Annotated in this window: 16 protein-coding genes; 4 read left to right on the top strand and 12 right to left on the bottom strand. The window is 72.4% G+C overall.

The annotated features are described in order from the left end of the window. The first annotated feature begins 205 nt into the window (after window positions 1–205). From AB0I81_RS51835 to sigJ, 3 genes are all read left to right on the top strand, one after another. Window positions 206–457 carry a hypothetical protein gene (locus tag AB0I81_RS51835; RefSeq protein ID WP_360675056.1) on the top strand — a complete coding sequence of 84 codons (252 nt, stop codon included), beginning with the start codon at window positions 206–208 and terminating at the stop codon, window positions 455–457. Window positions 458–635: 178 nt separating this feature from the next. Continuing rightward, a complete protein-coding gene (locus AB0I81_RS51830) occupies window positions 636–2,213 on the top strand; it encodes a long-chain-fatty-acid--CoA ligase (RefSeq protein ID WP_360675054.1) in 1,578 nt (525 codons plus the stop codon). Window positions 2,214–2,280: 67 nt separating this feature from the next. Then, window positions 2,281–3,168, top strand: a complete 888-nt coding sequence (sigJ, locus tag AB0I81_RS51825) for an RNA polymerase sigma factor SigJ (RefSeq protein ID WP_360675051.1) — start codon at window positions 2,281–2,283, stop codon at window positions 3,166–3,168. Window positions 3,169–3,269: 101 nt separating this feature from the next. Here sigJ and AB0I81_RS51820 read toward each other — a convergent pair whose 3' ends face one another. After that, the gene (locus AB0I81_RS51820) at window positions 3,270–3,854 is read right to left on the bottom strand and encodes an XRE family transcriptional regulator (protein ID WP_360675048.1); all 585 of its coding nucleotides are present in this window, start codon (window positions 3,852–3,854) and stop codon (window positions 3,270–3,272) included. 101 nt (window positions 3,855–3,955) lie between these two features. On the opposite strand from AB0I81_RS51820, the gene AB0I81_RS51815 reads away from it, so the two are divergent. Continuing rightward, window positions 3,956–5,587, top strand: a complete 1,632-nt coding sequence (locus AB0I81_RS51815) for a bifunctional NAD(P)/FAD-dependent oxidoreductase/class I SAM-dependent methyltransferase (protein WP_360675045.1) — start codon at window positions 3,956–3,958, stop codon at window positions 5,585–5,587. 5 nt (window positions 5,588–5,592) lie between these two features. Here AB0I81_RS51815 and manA read toward each other — a convergent pair whose 3' ends face one another. The 11 genes from manA to AB0I81_RS51760 all read right to left on the bottom strand — a co-directional run bounded on the left by manA (window position 5,593) and on the right by AB0I81_RS51760 (window position 16,687). After that, complete coding sequence (gene manA, locus AB0I81_RS51810) at window positions 5,593–6,780, bottom strand: mannose-6-phosphate isomerase, class I (RefSeq protein WP_360675043.1); 1,188 nt, start codon at window positions 6,778–6,780, stop codon at window positions 5,593–5,595. 127 nt (window positions 6,781–6,907) lie between these two features. After that, window positions 6,908–8,248 (bottom strand): cytochrome P450, encoded by a 1,341-nt coding sequence (locus tag AB0I81_RS51805; protein ID WP_360675040.1) that lies wholly within the window; start codon window positions 8,246–8,248, stop codon window positions 6,908–6,910. After that, window positions 8,245–9,351: an FAD-dependent oxidoreductase gene (locus tag AB0I81_RS51800; protein WP_360675037.1), complete on the bottom strand. Its 1,107-nt coding sequence runs from the start codon at window positions 9,349–9,351 to the stop codon at window positions 8,245–8,247. Before AB0I81_RS51800 ends, AB0I81_RS51805 begins: the two co-directional genes overlap by 4 nt. Further along, window positions 9,348–10,292: a hypothetical protein gene (locus tag AB0I81_RS51795; RefSeq protein WP_360675034.1), complete on the bottom strand. Its 945-nt coding sequence runs from the start codon at window positions 10,290–10,292 to the stop codon at window positions 9,348–9,350. The genes AB0I81_RS51800 and AB0I81_RS51795 overlap by 4 nt, the downstream gene beginning before the upstream one ends. 75 nt (window positions 10,293–10,367) lie before the next feature. Further along, window positions 10,368–11,348, bottom strand: a complete 981-nt coding sequence (locus AB0I81_RS51790; RefSeq protein WP_360675031.1) for a hypothetical protein — start codon at window positions 11,346–11,348, stop codon at window positions 10,368–10,370. A 149-nt stretch (window positions 11,349–11,497) separates the two neighbouring features. Then, a complete protein-coding gene (gene blaOXA, locus AB0I81_RS51785; protein WP_360675028.1) occupies window positions 11,498–12,346 on the bottom strand; it encodes a class D beta-lactamase in 849 nt (282 codons plus the stop codon). A 91-nt stretch (window positions 12,347–12,437) separates the two neighbouring features. Beyond that, the gene (locus AB0I81_RS51780; RefSeq protein ID WP_360675025.1) at window positions 12,438–13,661 is read right to left on the bottom strand and encodes a cytochrome P450; all 1,224 of its coding nucleotides are present in this window, start codon (window positions 13,659–13,661) and stop codon (window positions 12,438–12,440) included. Between the two features lie 71 nt (window positions 13,662–13,732). Next, window positions 13,733–14,917: an FAD-dependent oxidoreductase gene (locus AB0I81_RS51775; RefSeq protein WP_360675022.1), complete on the bottom strand. Its 1,185-nt coding sequence runs from the start codon at window positions 14,915–14,917 to the stop codon at window positions 13,733–13,735. Beyond that, entirely contained in the window at window positions 14,914–15,114 is a 201-nt protein-coding gene (locus AB0I81_RS51770) for a ferredoxin (protein WP_360675019.1), read from the bottom strand. The genes AB0I81_RS51775 and AB0I81_RS51770 overlap by 4 nt, the downstream gene beginning before the upstream one ends. After that, complete coding sequence (locus AB0I81_RS51765; protein WP_360675016.1) at window positions 15,111–15,236, bottom strand: hypothetical protein; 126 nt, start codon at window positions 15,234–15,236, stop codon at window positions 15,111–15,113. Before AB0I81_RS51765 ends, AB0I81_RS51770 begins: the two co-directional genes overlap by 4 nt. 116 nt (window positions 15,237–15,352) lie before the next feature. Further along, window positions 15,353–16,687, bottom strand: coding sequence for an MFS transporter (locus AB0I81_RS51760; protein ID WP_360675377.1), 1,335 nt, complete (start codon window positions 16,685–16,687; stop codon window positions 15,353–15,355). Between the last annotated feature and the right edge of the window lie 119 nt (window positions 16,688–16,806).

Genomic DNA, 16,806 nt, shown 5'->3' with positions numbered 1-16,806 from the left:
GGCGCAGCAGACGGTTCGCGCCGGCAACTTTGTTCGGGCGAACTGCGGCACGGCTGGGGACGGTCCTACGCATCAAGAAGGACAGGATGACAAGGTGCCCCAGAGCCGTGAAGCTGGGGCACCGCCACCTGCGTGGACGTCGCTTCCCGGCGCAGGGAGTGTTGGCGGAGAGGGGCCCGTCCGGAAGCGGTGGACTGCGGCCGTCGTGGCACGACCGGATCATCGAAGTCTGCCGTCGTCCTGCTCGACCCGCTCGGGCGGATCACCGGCGACTGGAGCACGCTGGTCAACCCCGAGCGCGACCTGGGCCCACCCCAACGTCACCAAGCGGGTCCGGCTGCTGGTCGCCGCGGACCCGGACACCATGTCGGGCAAGGCGCGCAAGGCCCGCGCCTACGGCATCCCGATCGTGACCCCGGACGCCTTCTCCCGGATGGTCAGTGTCCCCGATCGCTAGCAAAACGCGCAGGACACGGTGACGGAAGCCGGGGGAGACCGCAGGGAGACCGGCAGGCTTGGACGGTCCTGGGCTCCTGCGGTTTTCCGGGCATCGGTCGATGGGACGACTGCCGCCGGTCTGCATGGCCATCGCACAATGGCAGCAGCCGTCACCTTTTCTGGATAGGAGATCGCGGATGCGCGGCCTTTCGTACGAGCCCCTGACCCCCACGAGCTTTCTGCGGCGCTCGGCGGCCGTGTTCGGGCCGCGGCTCGCGGTCGTGGACGGCGACCTGGAGCTGACCTACGCCGAACTGTCGGAACGCGTGCTACGGCTGTCGGGCGCGCTGGCCGGGATCGGGGTGCGGCCGGGGGACCGGGTGGCGGTGCTGGCGGCCAACGGCCACCTGCTGCTGGAGGCCACCTTCGGCGTGCCGGCGGCGGGCGCGGTCATGGTGCCGATGAATATTCGCCTGTCCGCCGGCGAGCTGGCCTACATCCTCGACCACGCCGAGGTGTCGGTGCTGCTGCACGACGACGCCCTCACCGGCCTGGCCCACGCAGCGGCGGCGGAGACAGGCGTGACCGCGTTCGGGTCGGGGTCCGGGGTGGTCGCGGGGGCGATCAGGCTGGTGTCCGCCACTGAGTGCGAGGCGCTGCTGGGTACGGCCGAGCCCAGGCTGGAGCCGGTGGAGGACGAGCTGGCGCCGCTGTCGATCAATTACACCAGCGGCACCACGGGACGCCCGAAGGGGGTCGTCTACCACCACCGCGGCGCGTACCTGCAGGCCCTGGCCATGGCCCTGCACACCAAGCTGGACGCCGCGAGCAGCTACCTGTGGACGCTGCCCATGTTCCACTGCCACGGATGGTGTTTTCCCTGGGCGGTGACGCTGGCAGGGGCGCGGCATGTCTGCCTGCCCAAGGTGGAGCCGGGCCCGGCGTGGCGGCTGATCCGCGACCACCGCGTCACCCACCTGTGCGGCGCCCCGACCGTGCTGACCTCGCTGCTGGCCCACCCCGACGCGCCCACCGGCCCGCTGGAGCCGCGGCTGCTCGCCTGCGTGGGCGGCGCGCCCCCGAGCCCCGCGCTGCTGAGCCGGGCGCTGCAGGCCGGGATCGACATGATCCACCTGTACGGGCTCACCGAGACGTACGGCCCCGCCGTCATCTGCCAGCCCCAGCCCGAGTGGCGCGGCCTGCCCGTCGAGGAGTCGGCCGCCCTGGCCGCCCGCCAGGGCGTGGGCAACGTGATCGCCCAGCCGATCCGGGTCGTCGGCGAGGACGGCGGGGACGTGCCGGCCGACGCCGCCACGATCGGCGAGATCGCGGTGCGCGGCAACGACGTCATGGCCGGCTACCACCGCGACCCGGCGGCCACGGCCAAGGCCGCGCCGGACGGCTGGTTCCGTACCGGAGACCTGGGGGTGGTGCACCCCGACGGGTACGTGCGGCTCGTCGATCGCGCCAAGGACGTGATCATCTCGGGCGGCGAGAACATCGCCTCCGTCGAGGTGGAGAACGCGCTGGTCGGCCATCCCGGCGTGCAGGAGGCCGCGGTCGTGGCGCGGCCGGACGCGCACTGGGGCGAGGTGCCCGTCGCCTACGTGAGCCTGGCGGCGGGGGCGAGCGTCACCGAGGCCGAGCTCATCGAGCACGTACGCGCCCGCCTGGCCCACTTCAAAGCCCCCAAAGCGATCCATTTCGGTGAGCTGCCGAAGACCTCGACCGGCAAGATCCAGAAGAACGTCCTCAGGGAGCGCCTGGAACGCTGACCCCCGTCACATCCACCCCGTTCGGAACGTCAGAGTGGTGATGACCGAGATGGCGAGGTGGAGCGGGATGGACGAGCACGAGTTCCTGGCAGGCCGGTTCGAGGAGCACCGCGGGCACCTGAAGGCGGTGGCCTACCGGATGCTGGGCTCGCTCAGCGAGGCCGATGACGCCGTGCAGGAGGCATGGCTGCGTCTCAGCCGCGCCGACACCGGCGAGGTGCAGAACCTGAGCGGCTGGCTCACCACGGTCGTCGGCCGGGTCTGCCTCGACATGCTGCGCGCCCGCACCTCGCGCCGCGAGGAACCGCTGGAGGCGCACCTGCCCGACCCGGTGGTGAGCCCGGCCGGCGGGCCCGACCCCGAGCAGGCGGCGCTGGTGGCCGACTCCGTCGGGCTGGCGCTGCTGGTGGTGCTGGAGTCGCTCACCCCGGCCGAGCGGCTGGCGTTCGTGCTGCACGACATGTTCGCGGTGCCGTTCGAGGAGATCGCGCCCATCGTCGGGCGCTCGCCCGCCGCGGCCAGGCAGCTCGCCAGCCGGGCCCGGCGCAGGGTACGCGGGGCGGCCCCCGTGCCCGACCCCGACCTGGCCCGGCAGCGGCAGGTCGTCGAGGCGTTCATCGCCGCCACACACCAGGGCGACTTCGCCGGGCTGCTGGCCGTGCTCGACCCCGACGTGGTGCTGCGCGCCGACGCCGGCGCGCTGACCGGGGGCGGCCTGGCGGAGGTTCGCGGCGCGGCGAAGGTGGCCGGGCAGGCGCTCACGTTCCGCGGGCAGTCGCCGTCCACCGGGTACCCGGCGCTGGTCAACGGGCTGGCCGGAGTGGTCAACACCCTGGCGGGCAAGCCGTCGGCGGTCATGAGCTTCACGATCACGAACGGGCGCATCGTCGCCATCGACATCCTCGCCGACCCGGACCGCCTGGCCGGACTGGACCTGACGGCGTTCCCCGGCTGACCGTCACTTGGCCGTAGCCGTGGCGGTGGCGGCCTCATCGGGCGGCGGAGGTGGTGGGGCGGGCTCGCGTGGCTGAGTGGAGGCGGTGGGGCGGGCTCGCGTCACTTGGCGGCGGCCGTGGGGCGGGCGCGGATGTGCATGCGTTCGCCCTGCGGGCCGAACAGGGCCAGGACCTCGGTGGGCTGGTCGTCGGGGTTGATGAACGCGTGCGGCGTCCGCGTGTCGAACTCGGCCACCTCACCCGCCGCCAGCACCACGTCATGACGGCCGAGCAGCAGACGCAACCGCCCGGACAACACGTACAACCATTCGTAGCCCTCGTGCACCTGCTGCTCGGGCTCGTAGCCCGGCCACCGCGGCGGGTAGATCTGCTTGAACGCCTGCAGCCCGCCGGGCCGCTGGCTGAGCCGGATGTAGGTCACGCCGTGGCGCTTCTCCTGCCGCAGGTGCACGCGCGGGTCGCCCGTCATGGGAGCGTCGACCAGCTCGTCGAGCTGCACCTGGTAGGCCCTGGACAGCAGCAGCATCAGCTCCAGGGTCGGCTTGCGCCCGCCGGACTCCAGCCGCGACAGGGTGCTGACCGAGATGCCGGTGCTCTGCGACAGCTCCGCCAGCGTCGTGCCCCGCTCCTGGCGCAGCGCCCGGAGCCGGGGACCCACCGCCTCCAGCACGTCGTCGAGTTCCATGGGCCCAGATTGCCATTTCGGCAACGGCATTTGTCAAATCGTCCATCGCGGGCGCACAGTGGCGGCACTGTTCGCAAACGTGAGAAGTAAGGAGCCATGGCATGGACGCGACCTACGACGTGGTGGTGATCGGCGGCGGGGCCGCCGGGCTGAGCGGGGCGGTCACGCTGTCGCGTGGCCGCCGCAAGGTGCTGGTGATCGACTCGGAGCGGCCGCGCAACGCCCCGGCGCAGGGTGTACACGTCTTCCTCGGGCACGACGGCGTGCCGCCGCAGGAGTTGCTGGCCCGGGGGCGCGAGGAAGTGGCCGGGTACGGCGGGCACATCGTGACCGGCACCGTCGTGGAGGCGGAGCGGCTCGGCGACGGGCGTTTCCGCGTCCGGCTGGCGGACGGCTCCGCGGTCGAGGCGGCCCGGCTGCTGGTGGCCACCGGCCTGGTCGACGAACTGCCGAAGGTGCCGGGGCTGGCCGAGCGGTGGGGGCACGAGGTGCTGCACTGCCCGTACTGCCACGGCTGGGAGGTACGCGACCAGCCCATCGGCGTCATCGGCACCGGCCCGCAGGCCGTGCACCAGGCGCTGCTGTGGCGTCAGTGGAGCGAGGAGATCACCCTCTTCCTGCACACCATGCCCGAGCCGGGACCGGAGGCGCGCGAGGAACTCGCCGCCAGGGGCATCGCCGTGGTCGAGGGGGAGGTGAGCGGGGTCGTGCTGGACGGCGACCGGCTCGGCGGCCTGCGGCTGGCCGGCGGGCGCGAGGTGTCCTGCCGGGCGCTGGCCGTCGGCACCGTCATGAACGCCCGGATGGAAGGGCTGGCGGGGCTCGGGCTGGAGACGGCCGAGCAGGAGATGGCCGGCCACGTCATCGGTACCTACATCCCCGCCGACCAGATGGGGAAGACCGAGGTACCGGGGGTGTGGGTGGCGGGCAACGCGCACAACGTCATGGACCAGGTCGTCAGCGCCGCGGCGGCGGGGGTACGCGCGGGAGCGTCCATCAACGCGGACCTGATAGCTGAGGAGACCCGCACCGCCGTGGCCGCCCACCGCGCCGCCACCGCCACCACCCCGGCCACCGCCACCGTCACCGCCGACGCCACCGCCGCCCCTGAAGGGGAGCCCGTCACGGAGGAGGAGTTCTGGGACGCGCGTTACGGCGAGAGTGAGCGGATCTGGAGCGGCGATCCCAACGTCGTGCTCGTTCGCGAGGTCTCCGACCTGTCGCCGGGCCGCGCGCTCGATTTGGGCTGCGGTGAGGGAGGCGACGCGATCTGGCTCGCGGGCCGGGGCTGGCAGGTGACCGCCGCCGACATTTCGGGCGTCGCGCTCGAACGCGCCGCCCGGCAGGCCGGGGAGGCGGGCGTGGGGGACCGGATCGACTGGCAGCGGCACGACTTCCGGGCCTCCTTCCCCGAGGGTGCCTACGACCTGGTCAGTGCGTGCTACCTGCACTCTCCGAACGAGATGCCGCGCGAGGAGATCCTGCGCAGGGCGGCCGCCGCCGTGGCGCCCGGCGGGGTGCTGCTGGTGGCCGGGCACGGAGGCTGGGCCACCTGGCAGCACGACCACCCCGCGATGGACTTCCCCACGCCGCAGGAGGTGTTCGACTCGCTGAAGCCGGCGGAGGGGGAGTGGGAGGTACTGCGCAGCGAAGACTTCGAGCGCGCCCAGAAGAGCCCGGACGGGCAGCCGGGCACCCGGACGGACAACGTGCTCAAGCTCCGCCGCGCATAAGAAATCTACAATGTAAAGGCGCCGGGCCGGGCGCGATACATCGTGCCCTTGCAGAAGAACCGCGTCGAGGGAGCACCGGCCGGGATGAAGGCGGACTGTCCCGGCCGCAGCGTCAGGTCCTCCCCGAGCCGGACCTCGCCCTCGACGCACAACACGATCTGCGGCAGCCCGCCGGGCAGCGAACGGCCTTCGTCCCCGGCCGGCTCGTATCGGCTTAGTGCGAACTCCGGCGCCGGAGGCCGGTAGTCGTAGGCGCCGGGCGCGTCCCGCGCGGGCTCGACGAGGTGCGGGGCGGACGGGGTGAAGTCCACGACGCGCATGAGTTCGGGCACGTCCACGTGCTTGGAGGTCAGCCCGCAGCGCAGCACGTTGTCGGAGTTGGCCATGATCTCGACGCCGATGCCGCCGAGGTAGGCGTGCGGCACCCCCGCGCCGAGGTAGAGGGCCTGGCCGGGGCTCAGCCGGACGTGGTTGAGCAGGAGGGCGGCGATGATGCCCGGGTCGCCGGGGCAGGCGCGGGCGATGTCGCCGTACACGACCAGGCCGGGATCGCGCGAGTCCAGCAGGGCCCGTTCGGCCTCGGCGCGCAGGGGGCGCGCGGCGTCGTCCAGCATCGCGGCGAACACGGTACGCAGCGCCCGGGCGGGCTCGCCGCCGCCGAGCGCGTCGATCCAGGGCCGCAGGCCGGGCAGGCCGAGCCGGTCGAGCAGATCGGCGGCGTCGGCGGGCGCCCGGAAGCCGCACAGCCCGTGGAAGGGCGTGATCGCGCACACCATCTCGGGTTTGTGCGAGGCGTCCTTGTAGGTGCGGGCGTAGTCGTCCAGCGGGATGGCGCGGGCGTTCTCCTCGGCGTAACCGGCCTGCGCCTGCTCGGTGGTCGGGTGGACCTGGAGGGAGAGCGGGCGCTCGATGGCCAGGACTTTGAGCAGGTACGGCAGCGCGGGGCCGAACCTGGCGGCGACCGGCTCGCCCAGCGTGGCGGCCGGGTCGCGCGCGATGAGGTCGCCCAGCGGGACGCCGCCGACGGTCGAGGGGGCGCCGGGGTGGGCGCCCATCCAGAGTTCGGCCTGCGGTTTCCCTGTCGGCTCCGTGCCGAACAACTCGGGCAGGGCGGTGACCGAGCCCCAGTCGTACGGGCGGATGGTGGTGGCCAGGCGCATGGGCGTGGCCGGTGGCAGGTCGGGCTGTGGCACGGCGGTGGCTCCAATCGTCGTCTCTGGAGCGTAGAACGGGACCGTGGCGTGCGCGTAGCCGGGTGGTCGTGTGTGTTCGCGGGGCAGCCGATGGGCGGTCAGACAGTGGGGGGAAAGTGGCGGGTGGTCAGGTGGCGCGTGGGCCCAGGAGGACCGGCATGGTGCGGGTGCTGTTGCCCAGCAGCGTGTTCACCGGCGGCAGTTCCTGCGCCGGCACGGCCGGCCTCATGCCGGGAAAGGCCCCGAACAGCGCCTGGAGCGCGATCTCGCCCTCCAGCCTGGCCAGTGGCGCGCCGAGGCAGAAGTGCGGGCCGTGCCCGAAGGCCAGGTGGCTGGACTGCGGGCGGGTGAGGTCGAAGCGGTGTGCGTGCTCGCCGTACTGCTCAGGGTCGCGCCCGGTGGAGGCGAAACAGGCCAGCACGGGCTCCCCGGTACGCAGGCGTACACCATCGATGTCGACGTCGCGCACGGCGTAGCGCATCGGGAAGTAGGCGATGGGCGAGTCCCAGCGCAGTGTCTCCTCCACGGCCGCGCTGTAGGGGCACTGCCCGGAACGCAGTAGGTCGAGCTGGCCGGGCTGGTTGAGCAGGGCGCCGATGGCGTTGGTGATGAGGTTGACGGTCGTCACGTGCCCGGCGATGAACAGCAGTTCGATGGTGGCGAACAGCTCCTCTTCCGACAGCCGGCCGCCGTCCTGGTCGTGCAGCTTGAACAGGTCGGTGATGAGGTCCTCGCCGGGCGTGGCGCGGCGCTCGTCGATGACCCTGTCGAGCAGTTCGAGCAGTTCCTTGCGCAGTGCCGGCGAGTCCTCCAGGTCGCCGACCTGGGCGACGGCGTCGGTGAGCCGGTGCAGGTCGTCCTGGTGGGCGGCCGGGATGCCGATCAGTTCGGAGATGACCTCGCGCGGCAGCGGGTAGGCGAACTCCAGCCGCAGGTCCACCGGCTCGTCCGGCGGCAGTTCCGCCAGCCCGTCGATCAGCCTGGCGGTGAGCTCCTCGATGCGGGGGCGCAGCCCGTTCAGCCTTCTCTGGGAGAACGCGGCGGTCAGCGGCATGCGCAGCCGGCGGTGGCGCTCGCCCTCGGCGTTGAGCATGGAGGTGTCGGTGACGATGCGGTCGATGGCCGTGCCGGCCGGCATGGCGTCCCGGCCGGTCGTCCAGTGGTGCAGCTCCCTGGACATGTCGGGGTGGGTCAGGATGGCGAGCAGCGTGGCGTACTGGGTGGCGGCCCAGACAGGCACGCCCTCGGCGGTCACGGGCACGAGCGGGCCGGCCTGGCGCAGCCGGTCGTTGTCGCCGTGCATGTCGCCGGTGGCCGGATCGAGAACAAAGCGGCAGGCGTCGCCGGAACTGCCTTCAGCGTTGGCGCCGGCGGAACTGCCGGACGTGCCCTCAGCGTCGGCGTCGGCGGAACCGCTGGAACTGCCGGTGCGGGCCGGGCGGTCGGTGCGGGGTGTGTGGTCGGTCATGGTTGCCCCGTTCGTCGGGAGCCGATGGCCAGCGCCGCCACGTCCAGGCCCGGGTCCCGGTCGAGGTAGAGGTCGCGGACCAGCTCACCGGCGGCCGGCGCGTTGCACAGGCCGTGGCCGGAGAAGCCGGTGGCGTACAGGAAGGCGGGCGGGCCGGGCTGGTGGCCGATGAAGGCGGTCTTGTCGGGGCTGGCGTCGCGCAGCCCGGTGACGGCGGTGTGCAGGCCGATCCCGGCCAGGCCGGGGTAGACCTCGGCGACCCGCTCGGCCACCTCGCGCCGCCAGGACTCGCGGTCGGGGCCCGGATAGCCCATGCCGATGAGCAGCCGGTCCTCGCGCAGGCGGATCAGCAGGCCGCTGGCGGGGTGCACGGTGACCGGCACCTCGGGGCGGTCGAGCACGGTGCGGGGCAGTGGGTCGGTGGTGAGGAGTTCCTGCTCGATCGGCTCGGTGAGCGGCATGTCCACGCCGGCGCAGCGGATGAGCGAGGCCGACCAGGCGCCCGCGGCGCACACGATGGCGTCGGCGGAGATCTCCCCGTCGGCGGTCTGCACGCGCCCGGCTTCCGAGTCGATGGCGGTGACCGGGCAGCCGGTACGCAGCACCGCCCCCGCCCTCTCGGCCGCCTGCGCGTAGGCGGTGACGATGGCCGTGGTGTCGGAGACGTAGGCGTCGGGCGAGTACGCGGCGGCCACCAGCGGCAGGTCGCCGATGAGCGGGTTGTGCCGTCGGGCCTCCTCCGCGGTGATGAGCTCGACGTCCACCCCGGCGGCCTGCTGGGCGGGCAGGTCGGCCTGGTAGGCGGCGACCTGCTCGGCCTCGGTGAACAGCACCAGGTAGCCGACCCTGCGCAGCGGCAACCGCGTGCCGGGACGGGTGGGAAAGGCGCGGTAGGCCGCCAGGCTGCGTACGGCCAGCGCCGAGCTGACCGGGTTGCCGGCGAAGTAGGAGCGCACCACGTCGGCGGTGGCGCGCGAGGAGCCGGAGCCGAGCGCGCCGCGTTCCAGCAGCGTCACCTCGACCCCGGCCTCGGCGAGGTGGAAGGCGATCGACAGCCCGATGACGCCGCCGCCGATCACCACCACCCGGGTGCCCGCGCTCATGCGCCCGCCTGCAGCCGGCGCAGGTGCGCGCCCGCCTCCCAGGGGAACAGGTGCAGGTTCCAGCCGCCCAGGCAGTTGCAGTAGAGCGCCATGTGGGCCATGATCGCGGCGAAGTCCTCGTGGCAGTCGAGCCGCTCCAGCCCGGCCAGGAGCCGCTGGGTGAAGTCCCAGAGGCGGTCCAGGCCGCAGTAGCCGAGGAATTCGGCCGGGGTGTGGGCGAGTTGCCTGGTCATCTGGCGCAGCCAGGGCATGGGCATGCCGTCGAGCGCGGCGCGTACCAGGCCGCCGTAGCAGCTGTAGCCGAGCGGGCGGGTCTCGCCGTTGACGAACAGCAGCGTGGTCAGGACCGTCTCGTAGCTGCCGGCGCCGGAGGGGATGCGGCCCGCGTGCAGGTCGAGGAGTTCCTGCGGCGGGTCCAGCCAGATGCGTACGGTCTCGGCGTGCACCTCCTTGGCCAGCTGGTTGAGCTCCGGGTCGCCGATGGGCAGGCGCGGCAGCACGTGCCCGGCGGGCTGGCCGGCGCGGCTGACCTCGGCGATGACGGGCTCCTTGGTGGTGTAGACGGAGTGCCACACCTCGCGGCCGGCCTGTGCCAGGGCGTCGAGGTCGGGCTCGATGACCCGGCCGATCGGCGTGGCCATCATGGGTTCGGTCAGCTCGCCGTACTTGATGCCCAGGTGTTGCAGCCGGGAGCAGAACAGGGTGCCGTCGGGCACGGTGCGCCGGTCCACGCGGTACTGGGCCTCGGTGTGCAGCAGGGAGTGGGCCGGGGCGAGGTGGTACAGGTGGTATCCGGCGACCAGGGCGTGTCCCTGCAGGCTGCGGTAGGGCAGGGCGTCCCACAGGCATTGGGCCAGTGCGGGGTTGCGCCGGTCGAGTTCGGCGGCCACGGTGATGCCGATGCCGGGCCAGGTGATTTCCAGACGCTTGGTGTCAGTCACAACAAGTAACTCTAGCGTCGCAATTCGTCGCGATAGAGGTCGGGGTTGGGCGTTTTACCAGGTCAATGGGGGTGTTTACCGGGCCGTGACCCCGCCGGGGAGCAGCAGGGCGCGGCTGCGTTCGTCGCCCCAGATGGAGGAGTCGTCCAGGTAGGGCCGCATCAGCGCGGTCAGGCCGGGCTCGGCCCGGCCGTTGAGCTCGTCGAGTGCGATCTTGCGGGCGACGCCGGCCATCACGTCGGCGATCTGCACCCGTTCGTCCAGCTCCGAGTCGACCAGCCGCAGCCCGGCCATCCGGCCGCCCAGGATCTCGCGCAGCTGGGCGATGCGTTCGTCGGTCAGCGTGGTCTGCCTGTCGTGCACGACCGTGACGGGCCCGCCGGCGCCCCAGTGCGTGACGGCCGAGACGATGGCGGGGATGAGGGGGTCGAGCGCGGGGAAGACGTACGGGTCGGCCAGCAGCCGCTCGCGGAAGGCGGCGATCCTGGGCCGGGCCCGCCACAGCTCCTCCATGAACGCGCCCGCCGCCCCACCCGCCCCGCGCAGCTCGTCCACCAGGCGGAACGTCTCCTCGGCCGAGGCGGTGACGCCCTGGCCGTTCTTGGCCCGCAGCAGGTAGTTGAACGCGTCGAGGAAGGCGTTCCACCGCTCGGCCCCGAACGCGCGCCCGCCCTCGCGGTAGAGCGTGACGGCCGTGGCCTCGGCGCGCGGGTCGAGGCCGAGGCGCGGCGCGTGGTCCTCCTGGAGCAGGCCGGCGACCTTGCCGACGACGTAGAAGGGTTTGTCGGTCAGGAACACGCGCACGTTGCCGAGCACGGGACCGTCCGGGCCGAGCAACCACAGCAGCGCCGGACGGTACTTCTCGCGCAGCACGTGGCCGGCGCGGTACTCGGTGGCCGGGGTCGGTGCCCGCTCGCGCAACTCGGCGACGCAGCCGGCCGCCGCCTCGGCGCTCATCAGCACGCCGGCGTGGGTGAAGACGTCGCTGTTGCCGCCGACGAGCTTCTCGCCCTCGGAGCCGGATTCGTCACACGCGATCTCGAGGGGTTCGGACACCTTAGCGAATCTAGCCGGGGCCGCCGCCCGCCCGCGAGATGATTTTTCCGCACAAGGCGGGCAGCGGCCTGCTGTGCCCGGGAATCCGCAACGTCGAGGAGTGGGCGAAACTCCTCAACGTGCGCCGGGCCGAGGATTGACGCAGGGCATCAGGGCAGCGCGTCGAGGGCCCTGAGGAGATCGCGGGCCAGCGGGATGCGCTGTTCGGCGTCGGCGTCGGTGGTGATGTCGAGGTTGAGGGCGAAGGCCGAGATCCGGTCGCCGTTCTCCACCCAGCCGGCCCACCAGCCGATCTGCGGGTCGAAGGTGTCGCTCCAGCCGGTCTTGGCGTACAGGGTGTAGCCGTTCTTCTGTTCCACCTTCAGCATGTCGCGCACGAGAAGCAGGTTCTTCTTCGCGACGGGCAGCCGCAGGCCGGCGAAGCGCGACAGGAAACGCCCCTGTTCGACCGCCGAGATTTTCAGCGGCCCGTCCACCCAGAACCGCTCGATGTCCTTGCCGACCTGGCCGTTGCCGTAGCCCAGCCGCCGGAGCCACTGCCGTTCCTTCTCCGGTCCGATCCGGTGAGCGAGCGTGCGGAAGATCGCGGCGTTGGACGTGGTGATGGCCTCGCCGAGTGTCATGTCCCGCTCCCACTTCGGCAGGCGCTGCGGCTCGCCTCCGTACGGGATGACCTCGTCCTCGTCCTTGGCCGCTCCGGTCTCCAGCGCGATCAACGCATGGGCGATCTTGAAGGTGGACGCGGGGGCCAGCCGCCTCTCCGCCCTGGCCCGGTCCACCACCGTGGTACGGCCACTGGCCACGTCCACCATGGCGAACGACCCCCGCAGCCCCGCCTTCCCGAACACGCTCCGCAGGTCGTCACGCACGATGACCTCCGGCGTGGCGGGGGCCGCGCTCGTCGCGGTGGGCGGCGCCGGGGACTCCGCGGCGCACGCGCCACTCAGCGCGGCGGACAGTAACAAGGCGGCGCCCAACACCGTGCGAGGCTGCGTCATGCGGACCATCAGAGCAGCCCATCCGGGCAATGGTCCAATATCGATATGGGAGCTCAGCCGATATCCGAACCGGTATTCATCATGGTCGTCCTCACCAGGTCACGGGCAGCTCATAGGCGCCGAAGATGAATCCGTCGTGCTTGAACGGGATGTTCTCCATGCCGGTGGCCACCGCCAGGCCGGGAATCCGCCGCAGGAGGGCGGTGTAGGCGACCTGCAGCTCCATCCGGGCCAGCGGCTGGCCGAGGCACTGGTGGATCCCGTACCCGAAGGTGACGTGCAGCCGGGCGTTGCGCCGCAGGTCCAGCCGGTCGGGGTCGGGGAAGACGGACGGGTCGCGGTTGGCGGTCTCGTTCACGGCGATGATGCCCTCGCCGGCCTTGATGACCTGACCGGCGATCTCGATGTCGGCCAGGGCGACCCGCCGCAGCCCGCCGTGGGTGATCGTCAGGTAGCGCAGCAGTTCCTCGACCGCCGCGGCGACCGCCTTCGGGTCGTCGCCGTCGCGCAGCAGGGCGGCCTGGCCGGGGTGCCGGAGCAGGGCGAGGGTGCCCAAGGTGATCATGTTCGCGGTGGTCTCGTGGCCGGCGAACAACATCAGCACACCCATCTGGGCGGCCTCGGGCCTGGTCAGCTCCCCGGCCTTGACCCGCTCGACCAGCCCGGACAGCAGGTCGTCGGCGGGCTTGGCGAGCTTCTCACCGATCAGCTGATCCAGGTACCCGGTCAGCCGCCGCTGGGCTCCGCCCCGCTCCTCGGGAGTGGAGTTGCGGTTGATGATGGTCCTGCTGTTGCTCTGGAAGAACTCGTGCTCCTCGTACGGCACCCCGAGCAGGTTGGAGATCACCAGCGAGGGCAGCGGCAGCGCGAACCCCTCGACGAGGTCGGCGGGCTTCGGCCCGGCGAGCATGCGGTCGATCAGGTCGTCGGCGATCTCCCGCGTGGCCGGCCGCATCGCCTCCACCCGCTTGACGGCGAACGCGGAGGTGACCATCCGCCGCAGCCGGGCGTGCTCGGGATCGTCCATCATGATGAACCCGATCCCGCCCGAGCCCTCCTGAGCGGCCATGCTCTCCATCGACGCGGCCTCGGCCCGGGACAGCGCGGGGATCCCGCGCGCGGGTTCGACGCTGACCCGGGGGTCGCCGAGCAGCGCGCGGTGCTCGGCGTGACCGGTCACCAGCCATGGGGTGCTGCCGTCCCACAACCGGACCCGGGTCAGCGGGCCCTCTTCCTGCCGGGCGCGCATCGCGGGCGCCGGGTCCATCGGGCACGTCGCCGACCTGGCGATGTCGTACTCCGGGATGGTCGTCACTGTTTCCTCCTGGAAAAGTCTTCAGATGGATGTTCGGGCGGGTCTCATGGCACAGCCGGCGGGGACGAGATTTACGCCGAGCCCGCGAGCAGGGAGGTCCCGGTGAGTTCCTGCCGGCGCTGACGGGCCTGCTTGGGCATGTTCCAGCCCAGCACGCCGGTGGTCCGGCCGTCGCGGCGGTGGACCGAGACGAAGCGGCGCTCGGCCGGGGAGCCTTCCACGATGGACACGTCGGCGTCCGGGGAGAGCGTTCCGTGTACGTGGATCTTGGCGTCGAACTGGTCGGTCCAGAAGTAGGGGATCGGCGTGTAGGCGCGGTCGTCGCCGAGGATGTTGCCGGCGACGGCGATCGCCTGTTCGGTGGCGTTGGTACGGTTCTCCAGCCGTACGAGCCCGCCAAGGGTTTCGTGCCGCCAGCGGGCCACGTCGCCGGCCGCGTAGATGCCGTCGGCCGCGCGGCAGCGGGAGTCGCACACCACCCCGTTGTCCAGGTCGAGCCCGCTGCCGTCGAGCCATCGCGTCGCCGGTACGGAGCCGAGCGCGACCACGACGACGTCGGCCGGCAGCACGTCGCCGCTCTCCAGGCGTACACCGGTGACGCGGCCGTGCCGTTCGGTCAGCCCGCGGACGGCGGTGCCGAGGCGCAGTCCCACCCCGCGCTCGGCGTGCAGTTCGGCGAGCAGCCCGGCGGCGGGCCGGCCGAGCTGGCCGGCCAGCGGCGCCGGTTGCGGCCCGGCCAGGGTGACCGGCACGCCCATGCCGCGGGCGGTGGCGGCGATCTCGGCGCCGAGCACGCCGTCCCCGACCACCACCAGGCGGGCACATGACAGCAGTTCCGTCCGCAGCGCGAGCGCGTCGTCCAGCGTGCGCAGCAGGTGGACGCCGGCCATCTCGTCCTGTCCCGGCAGCGTGCGGGGCCGCAGTCCGGTGGCCACTACCACGGCGTCAGCGCTGAGCACCCGCCCCGATGCCGTGCGCACGGCGCGGCCCGGGACGTCCAGCCCGGTCGCCGCGTCGCCGAACACGAACTCCGCCTCCAGCGCGTTCAACGCGTCCATGGATCGCAACTGCGCCCGCTGGGGTTCCCAGCCGCCGGACAGGACCTGCTTGGACAGCGGCGGCCGGTCGTAGGGCAGGTGCGGTTCCGCGCCCAGCACGGTGACCTGGCCCGCGTACCCCTTGCGGCGCAGGGCCTCCACGGTGGCCAGGCCGGCCGCGGAGGCGCCGACCACGAGCACGTGGTCCGGGGCGGTCACGCGCCCTCGCTCACGGAGATCGCCGCCCCGGGGCAGACGTCGGCGGCCTCGCGGACCACCGGGTGCAGGTCGTCGGACGGCCGTTCGTCCAGCAGGATCACGATGCCGTCGTCGTCGCGCTGGTCGAACACGTCCGGCGCGAGCAGCACGCACGTGCCGGCGCCGCAGCACTTGTCCTGGTCGATGGTGACTTTCACGATGGGTCCTTCACGGTTCGGAGGAGCGGGCCGGTGACGGCCCCGGGTTCGGTGATCATCAGGTCGTGGCCGGCGTCGATGTCCGGGCGCGGCAGGTGGGCCCGGTCGCCGACGCGGGTCATGGCTCGTGCCCTGCCGACCGCAGGATCCGGGCGACTCGCCGGTAGCACCAGCCGCCGGGGACGAGGACGAATGTGGCCATGGATGTTCTCCTTCCGAGGGAATGCCGGAGGTGTGGTCAGTGGGTGGTCGTGCCGCCGGGGGAGCGTCGCTTGGGCAGGAACGCGGCGATGGCGAGCGCCGCGAGTGCGGCGCCGGCGCAGATGGCGAGCACCATGCGCAGGCCGTCCTGGGAGGGCAGGGCGGCGCCGCCGACGGTGATGGTCAGGGTGGCGAGCACGGCACCGGCCGCGGCGCTGGAGACGGAGGTGCCGATGGCGCGCATGAGGGTGTTGAGGCTGTTGGCGGCGGCGGTCTCCGACACCGGGACGGCCGCCATGACGAGGGCGGGCATGGCGCCGTAGGCGAGCCCGACGCCGGCGCCGAGGATGCAGGAGACCAGGACGAGTTGCCAGATGGCCGACATCAGCACGACGGCCAGGCCGTACCCGGCGGCGACCACGAGCGCGCCGAGCATGAGGGTGACCTTCGGGCCCCGGGCGGCGGAAATACGGGCCGACCAGCGGGAGACGACCATCATCACCAGGCCCTGGGGCGCCAGCACGAGGCCGACGGCCAGCATGCTCTGGCCGAGCCCGTAGCCGGTGGCGGTGGGCAGTTGCAGAAGTTGCGGCAGCACCAGGGACATGCCGAACATCGCGAACCCGAACGTGGCGGAGGCGAGGTTGGTGAGCAGCACCTGGCGGCGGGCGCTGGTGCGCAGGTCCACCAGCGGCTGCCGGATACGCAGCTCCCACCACCCCCACGCCAGGAGCACGATGACGGCCGCCGCGAGCAACCCGATGGTCAGGCCGCTGCTCCAGCCCCAGCCGGAGCCTTTGGAGATGGCCAGCAGCAGGCACACCAGGACGGTCGACAGCCCGGCGGCGCCGATGAAGTCGAAGCGGCCGCCCGTACGGACGCGGGATTCCGGGATGAGGGTGAGCACCAGCACCGCGGCGACGGCGCCCAGCCCGGCCGAGATCCAGAACAGCACGTGCCAGTCGGCGTTGTCGGCGATCAGTGCGGCGGTGGGCAGCCCGACGGCGCCGCCGACGCCCATGGACGAGCTCATGGTCGCGGTGGCCGCGCCGAGCCGTTCGGGCGGCAGTTCGTCGCGCATGATGCTGATGCCGAGCGGGATGACGCCGGCCGACAGCCCCTGCAGCACCCTTCCGATGATCATCGGCGTGAGGCCGGTGGACAGGCCGGCGATCGCGGAGCCGACCGTCAGCAGGGCGAGGCTGATCAGCAACATCCGGCGCTTGCCGACCATGTCGCCCAGCCGTCCCACCACCGGGGTGGCGACGGCGGCGGCGAGCAGGGTGGCGGTCACGGCCCAGGTGGCGTCGGCGGGGGAGGCGCCCAGCAGCGCCGGGAGCTTCGGGACCAGCGGGATGACCAGGGTCTGCATCGAGGCGGTGACGATCCCGGCGAAAGCCAGGACCGCCACGAGCCCGCCAGGCCGCGCCGGCGCGGCCGGGCGGGGATCGGGGGGGGTGGCAAGGGTCGGGGGCCACGGGAAGCCTCCCT

The sequence above is a fragment of the Nonomuraea sp. NPDC050404 genome, assembly GCF_040655495.1.
Classification (GTDB): domain Bacteria; phylum Actinomycetota; class Actinomycetes; order Streptosporangiales; family Streptosporangiaceae; genus Nonomuraea.
The sequence above is the reverse complement of the archived record's forward strand: the minus strand, read 5'-3'. Positions and strand labels throughout refer to the sequence as shown.